This window comes from Algoriphagus boseongensis (assembly GCF_004362805.1).
GTDB lineage: Bacteria > Bacteroidota > Bacteroidia > Cytophagales > Cyclobacteriaceae > Algoriphagus > Algoriphagus boseongensis.
In genome coordinates this window covers 195037-210801 of the sequence record NZ_SNYF01000007.1, presented here as the reverse complement: position 1 = coordinate 210801, position 15765 = coordinate 195037, and the positions used below count along the sequence as shown (strand labels likewise).

At 42.5% G+C, this 15765-nt stretch carries 12 protein-coding genes and 1 riboswitch; of the genes, 8 read left to right on the top strand and 4 right to left on the bottom strand.

Translation table 11 applies throughout. The features are described from left to right. Positions 1–146: 146 nt before the first annotated feature. Genes DFQ04_RS12400 through DFQ04_RS12390 form a run of 3 tightly spaced genes read left to right on the top strand, consistent with a single transcriptional unit; the run spans position 147 to position 4515 of the window. Positions 147–2537 carry a P-loop NTPase family protein gene (locus tag DFQ04_RS12400; protein ID WP_133556310.1) on the top strand — a complete coding sequence of 797 codons (2391 nt, stop codon included), beginning with the start codon at positions 147–149 and terminating at the stop codon, positions 2535–2537. 11 nt (positions 2538–2548) lie between these two features. Then, on the top strand, positions 2549–3244 hold the full coding sequence (locus DFQ04_RS12395; RefSeq protein WP_133556308.1) for a hypothetical protein: 696 nt from the start codon (positions 2549–2551) through the stop codon (positions 3242–3244). Continuing rightward, positions 3244–4515 (top strand): cation:proton antiporter domain-containing protein, encoded by a 1272-nt coding sequence (locus DFQ04_RS12390; protein WP_133556306.1) that lies wholly within the window; start codon positions 3244–3246, stop codon positions 4513–4515. The genes DFQ04_RS12395 and DFQ04_RS12390 overlap by 1 nt, the downstream gene beginning before the upstream one ends. A 45-nt stretch (positions 4516–4560) precedes the next feature. On the opposite strand, the gene rseP is transcribed toward DFQ04_RS12390, so the two are convergent. Both rseP and DFQ04_RS12380 read right to left on the bottom strand, forming a co-directional pair. Then, the gene (gene rseP / locus DFQ04_RS12385) at positions 4561–5880 is read right to left on the bottom strand and encodes an RIP metalloprotease RseP (RefSeq protein WP_133556304.1); all 1320 of its coding nucleotides are present in this window, start codon (positions 5878–5880) and stop codon (positions 4561–4563) included. Beyond that, a complete protein-coding gene (locus DFQ04_RS12380) occupies positions 5881–7047 on the bottom strand; it encodes a 1-deoxy-D-xylulose-5-phosphate reductoisomerase (protein WP_133556302.1) in 1167 nt (388 codons plus the stop codon). Positions 7048–7265: 218 nt separating this feature from the next. Here DFQ04_RS12380 and DFQ04_RS12375 point away from each other — a divergent pair, with 218 nt between their 5' ends. Both DFQ04_RS12375 and DFQ04_RS12370 read left to right on the top strand, forming a co-directional pair. Continuing rightward, positions 7266–8711 carry a S1C family serine protease gene (locus DFQ04_RS12375; protein ID WP_133556300.1) on the top strand — a complete coding sequence of 482 codons (1446 nt, stop codon included), beginning with the start codon at positions 7266–7268 and terminating at the stop codon, positions 8709–8711. A 60-nt stretch (positions 8712–8771) separates the two neighbouring features. After that, positions 8772–9185 (top strand): nucleotidyltransferase substrate binding protein, encoded by a 414-nt coding sequence (locus tag DFQ04_RS12370; RefSeq protein WP_133556298.1) that lies wholly within the window; start codon positions 8772–8774, stop codon positions 9183–9185. A 45-nt stretch (positions 9186–9230) separates the two neighbouring features. Here the strand turns inward: DFQ04_RS12370 and DFQ04_RS12365 are convergent, their stop codons facing one another. Both DFQ04_RS12365 and DFQ04_RS12360 read right to left on the bottom strand, forming a co-directional pair. Beyond that, positions 9231–10283 (bottom strand): YncE family protein, encoded by a 1053-nt coding sequence (locus tag DFQ04_RS12365; protein ID WP_133556296.1) that lies wholly within the window; start codon positions 10281–10283, stop codon positions 9231–9233. Then, positions 10280–12124, bottom strand: coding sequence for a TonB-dependent receptor plug domain-containing protein (locus DFQ04_RS12360; protein ID WP_133556294.1), 1845 nt, complete (start codon positions 12122–12124; stop codon positions 10280–10282). Before DFQ04_RS12360 ends, DFQ04_RS12365 begins: the two co-directional genes overlap by 4 nt. Before the next feature lie 122 nt (positions 12125–12246). Then, a riboswitch (cobalamin riboswitch) is annotated at positions 12247–12475 on the bottom strand. A 98-nt stretch (positions 12476–12573) separates the two neighbouring features. Between DFQ04_RS12360 and DFQ04_RS12355 the strand changes: the two genes are divergently transcribed. Genes DFQ04_RS12355 through DFQ04_RS12345 form a run of 3 tightly spaced genes read left to right on the top strand, consistent with a single transcriptional unit; the run spans position 12574 to position 15739 of the window. Continuing rightward, the gene (locus tag DFQ04_RS12355) at positions 12574–13740 is read left to right on the top strand and encodes an ABC transporter substrate-binding protein (protein WP_243739677.1); all 1167 of its coding nucleotides are present in this window, start codon (positions 12574–12576) and stop codon (positions 13738–13740) included. Further along, positions 13737–14756, top strand: a complete 1020-nt coding sequence (locus DFQ04_RS12350; RefSeq protein ID WP_133556292.1) for an iron ABC transporter permease — start codon at positions 13737–13739, stop codon at positions 14754–14756. The genes DFQ04_RS12355 and DFQ04_RS12350 overlap by 4 nt, the downstream gene beginning before the upstream one ends. 2 nt (positions 14757–14758) lie before the next feature. Further along, complete coding sequence (locus tag DFQ04_RS12345; RefSeq protein ID WP_133556290.1) at positions 14759–15739, top strand: ABC transporter ATP-binding protein; 981 nt, start codon at positions 14759–14761, stop codon at positions 15737–15739. Positions 15740–15765: the final 26 nt, after the last annotated feature.

Here is a 15765-nt window from a genome sequence, read left to right as displayed (position 1 = left end):
TTGGTTAGGATTAGCAAAAAAATCTTTAAATAAGGTCCATAAAAAGAAGACAACGATGATTTCAATTCCATTGTCAAAAGTTCAAAAACCTATCATTCCAATTAATTTCATTGCATTTTTTTTACTTTGAAGGAGAATTTAACCTAATGACACAAACTCTAGAGCCAACAAAAACTTCTCGGGAGGAAATCAATTCCCTGGTGGATAGATTTTTAGAGGATTTTGGGAAGTTTAATAAAGGGCTTTTACTGCCCAATGCCCCCTCTTCCCTTCAGGAGTATCTACAGCATGAGGGTCCCAGGTTAATTGATTCTTTTAACCTGAGCAGTGATTTGGCCTGCTCAGCTGAGGAAAGTGAATCAAAAGAAATCCAAGCAAGCCGGTATTTGTTCCATTTTTCTTACCCGGATCGGTTTAAGTCAATTTTACTTCTTCTCAGAGATTGTCTGCTCCAACTTTCCATAGCGGAATTGAGACATTCGGAAGGGTTTATTTCAGATCAGACGTATGCTAAGCATTTTTCCCAAACTCAAGAATTGCTGGGAAAAGAAACGGAAAAAATCGCCGGATTTTTCTCCAGTGAATATCAGACCATGATGGGCCGAGAAGATCTTTTTAAGCAAAAACTGGAATCGGTCAAACACTTTGCAAATCCTAGCGAGATTTATATCACCCAATTCAAGTCTATTCAAAATCAACTTTCAGAAATCACTCATTGCGGCTCTCAGTTACGGACTACCAGTGAGGAATTTAAAAGTATCTCCAATTTGGTCCTTAAGATGAAGGATGAGGTTTTGGAAGCAAGTGAATTTTTCAGGGAAAAGACCAGGATTTGCCTTGAGGAATTAATTCTCTTAGAAAAAAATGAAAGGGAAATAGATCAGGTCATCTCCAACTTCGACAGCTTACTCAATGCGGCAAAGGCTCAAGAAATCAACTCTGATTCTAAGATCAGACAGCTTGAGGACCAGATCAATTTGCTTAAGGAATATTCCATTCCAGTAGATTCCAAAGAAGGTTATCTCCTTACCAAAAAAATTGATTTCAGAAAAAGCACTCAAAAATGGATGGATTACAAAATCCTTCCTGAACTGATTGATCTTTGGGATAATCTGGAGGCCCTGAGTTCTCATCGGCTAAATGTAGCCAACCGGATCAAGAACAGCCTAAGCTTCGCCAAAGGATCCTCCAATTCCAATGGAATTCAAGGAGAAATAAGCTCCTGGAATGAAATTTTTGAAAAAGAGAATCAGACCTCAGTGCAAAACCAAGGCCCAGTCGAACTGATTGAAGACTTGTTGAAAGGGTTTAAGGTTTCTGAAGTTTATACCCAGGCGGAATACCTCAAGGTACCTTTACAAACTAATTTTGCACGGTTGACTGGAGGTTCTATAAAGAAAAATATTTGGTCAAAGACAATTGGAAATCTCTTATCCAACTTAGGCAAAAAAGTTAAGGTAGTAACCGAAGACTCCCCTCACCAAAAGTTGGAAGTCGCTTTGGGCATACTAGAAACCCGAAATGAAAAGGAAATCCCTGACCATTACCATGCACTTTTCCAAAACAAAAATTTCCTTGGGGACCTGTTTATGGTCAGACGACCTGCTCTTGAAGAGGAAATCAAAAAAGTGGTGGACCATTGGAAAAAAGGCCATGCAAGATCTTTGGCCATACTTGGTCCGCCTTTGAGTGGAAAGTCTACCCTTTTGGAATTTGCTGCTCACCTTTTTCCCGCAAAGGAAGTTTTGATTCTTCAGCCCAATGAAAATATTACGGTCGAAGGAAGAAAATTCAAAACCTCAAAGGATCTCGGGCAAGCCTTGAGTTTCATCAACAGGTCACTGATGAATACCAAAAAAATCCTGATTATCGACGACCTCCACCTTTGGAGAGATGAAGAAAATTCCCTTGCTGACAATGCTTCAAGCCTGATTGATTTTGTAAATACCAATTTCTCCAAGGCCTTTGTTGTCGTTGGAGCCACCAAATCCCTGAGTCTTCATTTGGATACTTTGATGCCCTTTTCGGAGGGATTTACCAATCTCTTGGAAACCAAAACGGCAAAATTTGATGAGATCTACAAAGCCGTTATGCTAAGACATGGGGCTTCTCACAAGAAGATTTTCGAAAAAGAAGGAATCTGGATGACTGAGGGGCAAATCAGAAAGAAGATTTATTGGCTGGCCAAAAAACATGATTTCAATGTCGGAGCCGTTCTTCAAGCCTGGATATTCTGCACCGATGTACAAATAGACGGTAATATCCGATTCACGGAAAAAGAGACGCACCTGAATGATTTCCTAAAAACTCCTGAATTGCTGGTAATCAAGCAATGCCTGTTATTCGGATACAGCACCGATCTGGAATTGAAAAATCTATTTACCAAAAACTATGATTCCCAGTTCAAACCTGCGGTCAGAAAACTGTTGAATATTGGAATTTTAGAGAGAAATGTTCAAGGGCAATTGCTTGTGAAGAACTCAGTAAGACAGGACTTGAATGCTGTTTTGGTTTACCATGAACTACTTGCCAACTAGCCCTGATTCGTATGACAGCTTGGAATGATCTTTTCTTCTTAATTCTTACCGTTTCGGGAGCCTACCTAGTCCTCTCCGTCTCCTTTCTTTTGCTTTCTCAATACCTAAAGAAAAAGCGGATCAGTGAGCGAAATTTATTTCTTCTCCGAAGGATTAGACTTCTTTACAAGCCCATTGCCTGGCTCATCGTGATTGGTGGATTTGTGTCCCTAGATCCTCTCCCGCATGGATTTCTTGTTTTGCTGATTTCTGCCCTGGGATTCAGACAACTTGAAAATTATGTTAGCGGATTGGTCATTCGATCCAGTGCCATGGTGGCCGAAGGGACCTTGGTACAAGCTGGTAAAATAAAAGGCAGAATTCATAAAATAGCCAGTTTAGGGATGGCAATCGGTACAGATCAAGGTGAACGCTGGGTTTGGTACAAAAGCTTTGATAAGGCAGGATTTACCTTAGTTTCCAATCAGGCAGCCCAACAAAGAGCGATTTATTTGAAGAGTAAATTGCCTTATTCGGAAATGAAAACTCTGATTTTCGCTCATCCTGTCCTTGCCTTGGGAAAGGAGATCAGACTGAAAAAAATGAATACCGAGCATGTTTACCTGCTGCATTACACCTTGGCCAAAGGAGCTTCGAATGAGGATTTGATCAATTTCCTCCATGAAAACGAAATGGCAACTAACAACTCAGAAAAATTTGAAAACTAATGGAACTCATTTCTTCCTATAATCTGATCATCGAAGTTTCGGTCATCATCATTCTTTCTTTTTTATTTAATGGCATTTCAAAAAAGACGAATATCCCTGCTGTACTGCTTTTGATTGGTTTAGGGATTATTCTTCAATATGTGCTCAAACACTACACTTCAGATCAGGTGGATTTTTTCCCTATCCTGGAAGTTTTGGGAATTGTGGGTTTGATCATGATTGTCTTGGAAGCTGCTTTGGAGTTGGAATTGAAACGTGAAAAACTGATTCCAATCCTCAAATCCATGGCAATAGCCAGCATAGGATTGGGAGCATCTACCTGGGCAGCAGCATACATTTTATACTACTATATCCCCGAGATGACCTGGCAATCGGCTTGGCTGTATGCCACTCCGCTTTCGATTCTTTCCAGTGCGATTATCATCCCCAGTGTATCGGGGCTTAAGGGCAAAAAGCGGGAATTCCATATCTATGAAAGCACCTTTTCAGATATTCTCGGAATTATGCTTTTCTATTTTCTCTCAGGGAAATTTGACCCAGCAGAGGATACTGGTTTGGTAGGATTTGGAGGAAATTTCCTATTGACAGTTGCCATTTCCATTGTGGCCAGTTATGCGATCATTTTGATTTTCCAGAATATCAAAAGTCAAGTCAAGCTTTTCCTATTGATCGCTGTTCTTCTATTGCTTTATGCAGTAGGAAAGAAAATGCACTTATCCTCCCTAATTATCATTTTGATTTTCGGGTTGGTGATTGCCAACATGCAGTTGTTTTTCAAGGGGAAACTTGCCAAATGGGTGAATTTTGAAAAAGCGCATCAGATCTATCATGAACTACATACTATTACCGCAGAAACAGCCTTTGTGGTAAGAACCTTTTTCTTTGTCATTTTCGGATTAACCATTGCCATCACTTCCCTTTTCAGTGTCGAAGTTGCCCTGATAAGTACGCTCCTGATCGCCTCGATTTATGCGATCCGATTCGTTTTGGTTTTTATTTTCGAAGGAAAAGACATCTTACCTCAGGTATTTATTGCTCCAAGAGGTTTGATCACGGTATTGCTTTTTTATGCAATTCCTGTTGAAGCCCAGATCGCGAGTTTTGAGCCAGGCATCTTGTTGTTTGTAATTATCGGCACCAGTTTGATCATGACCTTTGCCATGATCTATGAAAAGAAAAGAAGCTCCAAGGCTTTAAAAATCGCCGAAAACCGGGGTGTAGGCTCCATCAAGTGGAAAGCCCCAAGCGTTTTGGAAGAAAAACCTGAGTAAATAAAAAAGGCCGGAAATTCCGGCCTTCATTCTTTTAAGGAAATCTTAACTTCCTGTAAATAACTTCAGGATATCATTGCCAATGGCAAAAACCATCAGTGCCAGCAAAATCACCATTCCGACCTTCTGGGCATTCTCCAAGAACTTATCAGAAGGAGCTCTTCCGGATACCATTTCATAAAGAAGGAACATCACATGCCCTCCATCCAAGGCAGGAATCGGCAATAAATTCATAAATGCCAAAATCATAGAAATCAAACCGGTGATGCTCCAGAATTTGGTCCAATCCCAGCTGTTGCCATAAATTTTTGCCATCCCGATCGGCCCACTGACGTTTTTAGCAGAAACCTCTCCGGTGAACATTTTACCCAAAGCTTTTGCATTCACAATTACCACACCGAATGCTCTTGAAGTGCCTTTAGAAAGGGATTCCCCAATTCCATATTCTCTTCGTACTGGCTCGACCAAAGGCTGGACAGCAATACCGATTCTGGCATCAGCCGTAACAGGAATAGTCAAGGTATCGGTGGCAGCACCCTTTTGTCTTACGATTTGAGCGGATTGATTAACCAAGCCTTTCAATGCGGATTGCATCTCGTCAAAGTATTGGATCTCCTGCCCATTTACGGATAAGATCTTATCTCCCACTTGGATTCCAGCGGCTTCCGCACCACTTCCTTTATCTACTTCACCTACTTCAAATGGAAATCGGATTGAAACGAATTTGCTGAAAGCTTCCTCTGAATTGAAGGTATTGATGAATCCACGAGGAATCTCCACCTGAATCACTTCACCATTTCTTTCCACAGAATAGTATCCATTTTCGCTGAGTAAGGCTGCTCCGCTAGTTAGCTCGGTAATGCTCTGATAAGGCTCTCCGTTGATGTCAAGAATTTTATCTCCGGTTTGTAAACCAATTGCCTCCCCATATTCATAGGCAACAATTCCGTTTTCAATAACCTGTTCTCTTGAAAAATAGGTCTCCCCGTTTTTATACACCAAGGAAACGAAGATGATAATCCCTGTGATGACATTGACGATAATACCTCCCAGCATCACGATCAATCGCTGCCAGGCTGGTTTGGATCGAAACTCCCAAGGTTGTGGCTCTGTAGCCAATTGAGCGGTATCCATGGATTCATCCACCATTCCGGAGATTTTTACAAATCCTCCAAGTGGAATTGCTCCAATAGAATACTCAGTTTCTCCCCATTGAAATCCTGCGATTTTCGGAGGAAAACCGATGGAGAATTTTTCTACACGCATGCCAAACATTTTGGCTGTAAGCAAGTGTCCCAGCTCGTGAAGCCCTACCAGGATTGACAATCCCAGCAGCAGCTGGCCCACCATAATCAAAGTTTCCATTTATACTCTTGACTTAATTAAATTTTCAATTATTTCTCTTGCCCGCTTGTCTGTTTCCACATAATCCTCCAAAGTAGGATGCTGGACAAATTCGGTTTTTGCTAGTGTTTCCTCGATCAAATCTGACATTTCCAAGAACCCAACTTCCCTACTCAGAAAAGCTGCCACAGCAATTTCATTGGCTGCATTGAGAATGCAAGGAGCATTTCCTCCTTTTGCCAAAGCATCAAATGCCAGCTGAAGGTTCCTGAAGGTTTTCAAATCAGGCTGCTCAAAGGTCAATTGGGGATATTTGGTGAAATCAAATCGTTCAAAATCACTCTTGAGGCGATGAGGGAAGCTTAAAGCAAACTGAATAGGGATACGCATATCAGGTAGCCCAAGTTGTGCTTTGATCGACCCATCCTCAAACTGAACCAAGGAATGGATGATACTCTGAGGATGCACGACCACTTCGATTTGCTCGGTCTTTAAACCAAAAAGCCATTTGGCCTCAATCACTTCCAATCCCTTATTCATCAGGGATGCCGAATCAATGGTGATTTTGGCTCCCATGTCCCAGTTGGGATGTTTGAGCGCCTGCTCCCGGGTGACGGTCTCCAAAAAGGCCCGATCTTTTCCCCGAAAAGGACCACCTGAAGCCGTAAGAATTATTTTCTCTATTGGATTATGGAACTCCCCTACCAAACACTGGAAAATTGCGGAATGCTCTGAGTCAACTGGGTAGATATTTACTCCATTTTCTTTGGCAAGCGCTGTAATAATCTCTCCCGCCACGACCAAGGTTTCCTTGTTTGCCAAGGCAATTTGCTTTCCAGCTTTTATCGCATGAACCGTAGGAATCAGACCAGAATACCCAACCAATGCGGTCAAAACCACATCGATGGTTTCCATTTCTACCACCTGAGCCAAAGCTTTTTGTCCGGCAAAAACTTTGATATCGTGCGGAATCAAAGCCTCTTTCACCTTTAGGTAATTTGCCTCGTTTCCAATAACCACCGCGTTTGGATTAAACTCCAAAGCTTGGGCAATGAGCAAATCACAATTGTTTTGGGCAGTTAGGACTTCTACGGTAAACTCCTCAGGATGCTGTCGGATCACCTCCAAGGTTTGGGTTCCGATACTTCCTGTACTTCCGAGGATAGCTATGCGCTTGGGTGCTGTCATTCAGTGTGGTTGTAACCAATGAAAAACCTTCCGAGAGACGGAAGGTTCAATCTTAGGCTGACAAAATTACCAAATGGACTGACTTTTCCTTGTACATCTCGTCACATTTTGGCAATTGGGATAATTTTTGAACTGTGGAGTCTGGATTCAGGTCTTAAAAAATGTGAATGGAAAACCTGGCAGAAAACCAAAACCCATCCTTTCAGTAAATTATTACCATGAACACAAGCATAAAATCTTTCGTCATTCCTTTCATTTCAGGAATTGCAGGTGCAGCACTTTGGATTTCGATCCAAAATCCTCAAGAAAATCAACCTTCTTTTGATAGATCCTTGGATTCGGGAATTCCAACCCAAGTGGTAAATGACTACAATTCCAACTCAAATTCCCTGAGGACGGATCCACCGCTTTCATTTATAGAGGCCTCTCAAAACAGCACCGAATCTGTAGTCTTTATCAAAAACTTCAGTGGGACGGATTACAGAAGGTATTCCATGTTTGATTATTTCTTTGGAACCGGACCCGCTCAACAAGTGTCCACTGGCTCGGGTGTAATCATCACTAAAGACGGATATATCGTCACTAACAATCACGTAATCGACCGAGCAGAAACCATTGAAGTGGTTCACCAAAAAAGAACCTACAAAGCACGGTTGGTAGGGACAGATAAAAATACGGATATCGCTGTCCTGAAAATTGATGCTGAAAACCTTCCAGAAATCAAAAAAGGCTCAAGCCGAAATTTGAAAATCGGAGAATGGGTTTTGGCTGTCGGCAATCCGTTCAACTTGACTTCTACTGTGACTGCCGGAATTGTTTCAGCTAAGGAGCGGCAAATCAATATCCTGGGGGGAGATTTTCCATTAGAAAGCTTTATCCAGACTGACGCACCTATTAATCCGGGTAACTCTGGAGGAGCTTTGGTCAATGTGAATGGAGAATTGGTTGGAATCAATACTGCAATCCTTTCTCGAACAGGTTCCTACACAGGTTATGGTTTTGCTGTACCAGTGGATGTGGCAATGAAAGTGGCCAACGACTTGATTCAGTATGGGGAAGTTCAAAAAGCAATTCCTGGGGTAGATGTAGTTGAAGTGACTCCGGAGTTGGCTGAGGAGATGAAATTGAAAAACCTGGATGGAGTCATTGTCACGCATACACTTAGAGGTGGATCGGCTGAGAATGCCGGTCTTCAGAAAAATGATGTGATTACCAGCATCGGGGACTGGAAAATCACCGGAAAAGGATCCTTTGAAGAAGCGCTTTCCTACTACTATCCGGGAGAAAAAATCAATGTGGAATTTACCCGAGATGGGAACTTAAAAACTGCTACGCTTACCCTTCAGAATCTGGAAGGAGGCACTGGAGTGATCAAGCGGGAATATTATGCTTCAAGCCTTTTGGGGGCACGTTTGGAAGCAGTGAATACGGTGGAAAAAGACCGCTTAAAAATTCCTTATGGTATAAAAATCAGTTCTCTGAGCAGAGGATACCTTCGTGATCTTGGTTTCCGCGATGGATTTGTGATTACCCATGTCAATGAGATGCCTGCAAAAGATCCGAAAGCTTTTGGGAAATATCTGGAAGAATTCAGCGGCAGGCTCAAGTTGGAAGGAGTTTCACCGAATGGACAGCCATTTATGCAGAGCTACAATGTGAGATGAAATTGAAATACTAGTAGCCTACCCCATTCTTTTTCCCTAAATTCCATAAAATGAATTGACATGAAAACCCTGCCTCAATCCTGTGAACAATGCCTGAAAGAATTTTCCCTCGCTTTGGAAGATTTGAAAATTTATTCCAACCGGGCCAAAAAACTGAAAACCCCCGAAGCAAGTAGGGAACTGATTATCAATTTTGAAATCACCCATGAATTGGCTTTGAAGCTGATCAGCAAATACTTTCACAAAATGGGGAAAGGGCCGTTTTCTGGTTCAAGAGATACTACCGTGGAAGCTTTTCATGCCGAACTTATCGACGATGGCAAAACCTGGCTAGATATGGTAATCGACAGAATTCAGTACAATCCTGTTTACGAACTGGATACCCAAACCAAATTTCTGGACAACATCCAGCACAAATACATAGAAGCTTTTGAAAAATTCGAGGACACCATGGAGAAAAAGTTGGTGGAATAAATGAAGCCCAAGGTTTAAACCCGGGGCTTCATTTTTTTCTTATGATTACCTAAATAAAAATCCTGAAGGGCCTCGACCAACTCCCAATTTACCGATCTCTTTGCCGTCTTTTTGATAAATAATCACCTCCCCATTTCCCTGAAATCCTTTGGCATTGGCTACATAGATTTCCCTTCTTTCTTGATCATAACCAATTCCATAAAATCCTGAACCTGTCTTCCAACTTGGGATCAGGGTGGTGTCGTAAATGGAAACAACCGCAATTCCATCTTTATAATCGGGCCAACCTGAGCTAGTCAAAATATAAATCCTGTCATCCTCTCCCAAAGCAATTCTACTGGTAGCTTGGGCTATAGGAAGCTCCCTGAACTCTTTTTTGGTCAAGTTGTCCAAGTGGAAGGATTGGAAATAAACCTTTGAGTCATCGTAAGAATATACCCACAAGTCTCCCCTTTGCTCAAAAAATTGAACCGGGCTTCCACTTACCTCCAGTGTTTTGACGAGGGCTTCAGTTTCTGCATCGATGATTTCAATTTTTCCTTCCTCCGAACCTGCGACAAATACATTTTTACCAGAAACAAAAAGGTCCTCAGGTTTATTGGAAACCGGGATTTTCTTTTTGACGGTGCCTCCGTCTAAGCCATCAACAATGGCGATATAAGAATCTGGTGTCGCAAAACTGGGATCATAAGGTCCATAATCTGAAATAAAGAGCTTTCCCCGAGCAGTAGCCAAAGATCGAGGCTGATCCAAATCGCCTGTGACTGCACCCAAGGATCTGAAATTACCGGGTTCTACGATCTCAATTTTACCAGTATTTGCTACCAAATAAAGTCTTCCCTCCTCCAGAACCATATCTTCGAGTAGGCCAGCAAAGGGTCTTTTATTTTCGAATTCAAAAATTCCTCCCGTTAGTGCTCTCAGTCCCGGATTGTAATGATAGACTTCCCCGTCATTGGTTCCGAGATTGCCCTCATTCATGATATAAACTCCCGAATCATATCTGCCTTGGGGCTTTTCTCCTCCATTATCCTGGCAGGAGAAGGCGATTAAAAGTACGGCAAGGGCCCAAATTTGCTTTTTGAAATAGTTGGTCATATTTGTATGGTGAAATTGATTTGATAAGATCTTCCTGGCATTGCCCTCAGGTAGAGCACTTGATAGTCTTGGTTGAAAAGGTTAAGAATCTGAAAACTGAGCGGGAAATTGACTTTTCCCCAGCTAAGATTCGAATAGGAAAGTCTTGCATTCCAAACTTGAAACGGGTTCATACTTCGGGATTCTCCTGTTCCAATAGTTCTAGAACCCACAAAAGAAGAATTGAGCTCTAAGGCGACTTTACTTTTGCTTACTTCCAAAGTTCCATTGGCTTGATGCTTGGGAGTATAGGGTAATTGTCTTGGATTCTGACTATCGGTTGTTTGGTCCAAGGCCTCAGAGAATGTATAACTCAGGCCTGTTTTCCAGCCCCATGCTCCAGTTTTCCAACTGGCTTTGCCTTCCCATTCTATACCTTGATTTCTCACTTCCCGGATATTTTCTGGAGACCAAATAGAACCCTTTGGCATCCAAATGATCCAATTATCCACCTGCATGAGGTAATAGGTCACCTGGCTTTCCAAGTTAATATCCCCTTTTCTCGTCCAATGAATCCCTAGCTCGGCTGAGATACTTTCTTCAGGAAGCAAATCTGGATTTCCTCCCGGCTCCCAAAATCGATCATTTAGCGTAGGAATTTTAAATCCCTTTCCCCCAGATGCTTTAAGTAAAAACTGCTGATTCCCTTTTTCCAAAAATTGCCAATCCAAACCAAAGGAGGGTAAAAAGGGAATTATTTTTTCCGAAAAGAAAACCTGACGAAGGTTAAATGACCAAGCTACAGCTGAATTGGGAGTCCATTTTGCAGACTGATATCCTTCGATTCTTCGGTCTGTGGCAGAATAGGTGCTTAGATCCCCTTCGATGAAACTGGCTCTCGCACCCAACTTAAAAGTCCAATCCTTTGTGGCTTGAATATCCCAATCGCTGGCTAATAAAAATTGGCTGGTTTCATTTTTCGAAGTATTGAAAATCAATTGATCCCGAACCCATCCCGTTTTTAAATTCAGAACCGACTTCTTCCCAAATCGGAAATAATCTACCACTGCGCGTATACTGGCATCTTTTTGCTGGTCTTGAGTTTTTGAACCCATGACAGGTTGAATTTCTCGATCAGCTTCATGGTACCAAACAGAAGCCTTAATCTGGCTAGAGAAATTCAGGTTCCATGCAAAATCCTGCACAAATCCTCTTTGCTCAACTTGTGCATGATCTTGCCTATTTTCAGGAGTTCCGGGAAGGGAAAGGTCCTGGTAGAGAAAATCATTTCTTGAAAATTGCCGATAAAGACGAGATCGAAGACTGATTTTTTGGGATGAAAATCCACCCGAGAAAATCGAATTAGAGAGGCCAAAGCTGCCAAAAGCCTGAGAAAAACCCCCTTTAAAACCCTTTTTAAAATCTGTTTGCGAACTCAGATGAAGGCTACCTCCGATTGCTTCATTTCCATAAAGTGCCCCTGCACTTCCGAATTGCAACTGGACCTGATCCACTGCAGCCACTGGCAAAACACTTAAATCGCTTTGCCCCAAAGAAGGGCTGGAAATCGGAAGCCCATTCCAAAATACAGCCGTATGACCTGCTGAAGTTCCACGAAAAGAAAGGGAAGCAAGCATTCCGGCTCCGTATTGACGTACAAAAACCGGACTTTTTTCCTGAAGTAAATCCCCTATTGACCTGGAGGCATAAGCTTGCAATTCCCTTTTTTCAAAAGAAATTACCTTTTGCCCTTGGGCAAATCGATCCACTGCTGGAGCATAAACCTCCACAGGAGCTAAAGAAACCGTGTCCTGAACTGGAGAAATCCCCAATCCAAAAAACACCCATACCAAAAGCATCATGCCTAATCGAAAAGTTTAAAACCAATTCGATTCGGGCTTGAGAGAAATGGGAAGAAATGAAAACATACCCGGAATCCACCCCGGGAAATCGACAAGTCTTCTTCGCTTTTCCTCCGAAAGCACAGAATCTAATGATCAAGGCAGGTCTCCTGGCTCATCTGACTTTTGCAGCCTTCTCAAGCCGATCACTATCGGCTCAATGGCAAGTGGAGCAAAAGCGGTTTCCCTAAAAGCTAGGGCAGACTTACAGTTGCGGGGACAGCTCCGGTATTACACCGGATTCCCTTTTAATCCCAAAGGTCCATTCCGAAAATCCGGAAGGGTTTGGGAACCTTCATCCCAGCAAAGAAAGGGGATTTTATGCTTTGAAAAACGCCATTCAAGCAAATATTTTGGAAAGCAGGCTTGATCTAATCTACCTTGGTGGAAAAATTCGGCAGTCACACTTCATGATGTCCATCTGGAAAATCAGGTTTTTCAAGACTTTTCACTTCAAATCCATTCTCGGTTTTGGATTAGTTTTTTTTCTTTTTTCCTGTGAAAAAAAAGTTACCCAAACCCTCGAATCCACACCAATTCCCTTGACTTATGCCCAAGGGTTTGAATTAAAAAAGGGAGAGGGGTTTTGGGAAATTCTGGTGACTCAGGGATACACTCAGGCTGATAGAACCTTTCGGTATTTAGTTTTGGAAGAAGGAGTCAGCTTGCCCAAAGAAGGATTTGATGCAGTGGTCCAACTTCCTGTTTCCAAAGTTGTACTCACTTCCACCACACAAATTCCTCACTTGGATCTTTTGGGAGAAACGGAGCTTTTGGCAGGTTTTCCCCAACTCGATCTTATTTCCTCAGCTTCAACCCGGAAATTGATCAACCAAGGAAAAGTAAAAGATCTAGGAAGTGGTCCATCCGCAAACCCTGAATTGGTGATTGATCTCCAGCCCAATTGGATGATGATTTCTACCCTTGGCGAAGATCTAAGGTATCTGGAACTTTTTGAACAAGCTGGAATTCCCGCTTTGATCAATGGGGAATATGTGGAGCAGCATCCTTTGGGACGAGCTGAATGGATCAAATTTACCGGGGTCATTTTAGGAAAATACGAGGAGGCTGTCCAACAATTTGAAAAAATCGAATCGGAATATCTTCAAGCTATTCAGCTGGCAGCCGATCTTTCTCCTTCCCAAAAACCACAGGTCCTTAGCGGAGTCATGTATCAGGATATTTGGTATGCTCCAGGAGCTGAAAGTTGGGGAGCTAGAATCCTGGATAATGCCGGAGGGAATTATGTTTTTTCAGACCAATCGGGAACAGGAAGTCTCCAACTCAATTATGAATTTGTCCTGGATAAAGGGCTGGAGGCTGAATTTTGGATAGGCTCTGCGGACTTTAGCAGTTTGGAGGAAATGGGAAAATCCGAATCCAGATATCAGAATTTTCAGGCATGGAAAAAGGGAAATATCTATACCTATACCAATAAAAAAGGGGAAACTGGGGGCTTGGAATACTTTGAGTTAGGTTACATGAGACCTGATTTGATCCTCAAAGACCTGATCAAAATTCTCCATCCGGAACTTTTGCCGGAGTATGAGTTATATTTCTACCAAAAGTTACCATGAACCTCCGTCCCTATTTATTTCCCCTAGGACTACTACTTCTGGGCTTGAGCTTTCTGCTCAATCTCAGCCTGGGATCGGTATGGATTCCTTTTGGAGAAGTTATCGAAGGGCTAGTTACAGGTAATTGGGGCAAGGCATCCTGGGAGCAAATCATATTAAATTACCGCTTTCCAAAAGCTCTGGTTGCGATTCTTGCAGGTTCAGCCTTGAGCTTAAGTGGCTTGCAGATGCAAACCTTTTTCAGAAATCCCCTTGCAGGACCTTTTGTATTGGGAATAAGTTCAGGGGCAGGATTGGGAGTGGCGATTTTGATTTTGGCGGGGACGGTTTTGGGATTTTCATTGAGTAGCATCCATTCATGGTCCATAGCTTTGGCGGGGATTTTGGGTGCTGGCATGGTGCTTTCTATGGTTAGTTTGGTGGCTTGGAAAGTCAAGGACAGCATGACTTTATTGATTGTGGGATTGATGTTTGGAAGTGCCGTTTCTGCGGTGATTTCAGTACTTTCTTTCTTTTCAGGTGCTGAAGCCCTGAAACTTTACACCGTTTGGTCTATGGGAAGTTTGGGGGCCTTGGGATGGTCTCAGGTCGGAATTCTTTCCATCCTTCTTTTGGTCGGAATCATCCCAGTTTTCACCTCAATAAAATCCTACAATGCATTGCTTTTGGGGGAAAATTATGCCCAAAGCATGGGGATTCATACCGGAAAAATGCGCTGGATCATGATTTTAAGTACCGGAATTCTAGCCGGAAGCGTCACTGCTTTTTGTGGTCCCATTGCCTTCATTGGAATTGCAGTCCCCCATTTGGCAAGAATGATTTGGAAGACATCAGATCATCGGGTTTTATTTCCCGGATCGGTATTAGTAGGCGCCATCCTTTTATTGCTATGTGATGCCGTAGGGCAGCTACCTGGATACGCAAGCACCTTACCTATCAATGCGGTTACCTCCTTAGTCGGGGCTCCAATAGTTATTTCCCTGATTTTGAAACGAAACCTAAGTCGAGATTTTTAAGCTTGAGTACTAGAAAAGCACATATCGCCTTAGAAGGAAAGGGACTAAGCCTTGGCTATGTTCATCAAAAGCAACGAAAGGAAATCCTTTCAGACTTGAATTTTCAGCTCATTTCAGGAGAACTCACCTGTCTTCTCGGACCAAACGGAGTGGGCAAATCCACATTAATCAAGGCAATTCTCGGACAAATCACCCCATGGAAAGGAACACTCTCTTTGGAGAATCAGCCCATTTCATCTTTTGATCTGAAAACCTTGGCAAAAAAGATAGCCGTCGTCCTTACGGATCCGGTTTTCCCGGGAAATATGACTGTGGGACAATTGGTGGCTTTGGGAAGAACACCCTATACTGGTTGGTCAGGAAAGCTAAGCTTGGAAGATCATGAAATCGTTGAAAAGGCCCTTTCTGACACCAAAATCACCTATCTCAAAGAAGAAAGGCTCAGCGAAATCAGCGATGGACAGCGACAAAAAGCGATGATTGCCCGGGCATTGGCTCAGGATGGAGATATTCTTATTCTGGATGAACCCACAGCCCATTTGGACTTGGTCAATAGATTCGAAATCATGACCCTACTTCGGGAAATCGCAAAAAATCAGGATCATGCGGTCTTAGTCGTCACGCACGATTTGGATATAGCCTTGGAGACGGCAGATAGATTTTGGTTGCTCAATTGCGGAACGCCTCTGATAGCGGACAGGCCGGAATCCTTGATCTTGAATGGATCGATCAATCAGCTTTTACCCGGCGAAAAATATGCCTTCAATTTAAGCAGAGGCAAGGTAGAGGCCCAGCTTTTAGAAAATCAGCTTAAGATCAAAGGACCAAAAGAACAGGTGTTTTGGGTAGAAAAAGCCTTGCTCAAAGCTGGAATTTCAAGGCTGGAGCATGAGGTTTCAGTTTTATCCGAACCATTTACAATACAGACCGAAAAAGGGAATTTTTCTTCCCTTGACTCCTTTATTCAATCCTTGGATTCTTGATTCCCTTTTCTAAATTGGATTTTACT

Excerpts from the sequence above, each read along its gene's own strand:
- DFQ04_RS12400 (WP_133556310.1), top strand. The coding sequence starts at position 147 with ATGACACAAACTCTAGAGCCAACAAAAACTTCTCGGGAGGAAATCAAT.
- DFQ04_RS12395 (WP_133556308.1), top strand. The coding sequence starts at position 2,549 with ATGACAGCTTGGAATGATCTTTTCTTCTTAATTCTTACCGTTTCGGGA.
- DFQ04_RS12390 (WP_133556306.1), top strand. The coding sequence starts at position 3,244 with ATGGAACTCATTTCTTCCTATAATCTGATCATCGAAGTTTCGGTCATC.
- rseP (WP_133556304.1), bottom strand. The coding sequence starts at position 5,880 with ATGGAAACTTTGATTATGGTGGGCCAGCTGCTGCTGGGATTGTCAATC.
- DFQ04_RS12380 (WP_133556302.1), bottom strand. The coding sequence starts at position 7,047 with ATGACAGCACCCAAGCGCATAGCTATCCTCGGAAGTACAGGAAGTATC.
- DFQ04_RS12375 (WP_133556300.1), top strand. The coding sequence starts at position 7,266 with ATGAACACAAGCATAAAATCTTTCGTCATTCCTTTCATTTCAGGAATT.
- DFQ04_RS12370 (WP_133556298.1), top strand. The coding sequence starts at position 8,772 with ATGAAAACCCTGCCTCAATCCTGTGAACAATGCCTGAAAGAATTTTCC.
- DFQ04_RS12365 (WP_133556296.1), bottom strand. The coding sequence starts at position 10,283 with ATGACCAACTATTTCAAAAAGCAAATTTGGGCCCTTGCCGTACTTTTA.
- DFQ04_RS12360 (WP_133556294.1), bottom strand. The coding sequence starts at position 12,124 with ATGATGCTTTTGGTATGGGTGTTTTTTGGATTGGGGATTTCTCCAGTT.
- DFQ04_RS12355 (WP_243739677.1), top strand. The coding sequence starts at position 12,574 with ATGATGTCCATCTGGAAAATCAGGTTTTTCAAGACTTTTCACTTCAAA.
- DFQ04_RS12350 (WP_133556292.1), top strand. The coding sequence starts at position 13,737 with ATGAACCTCCGTCCCTATTTATTTCCCCTAGGACTACTACTTCTGGGC.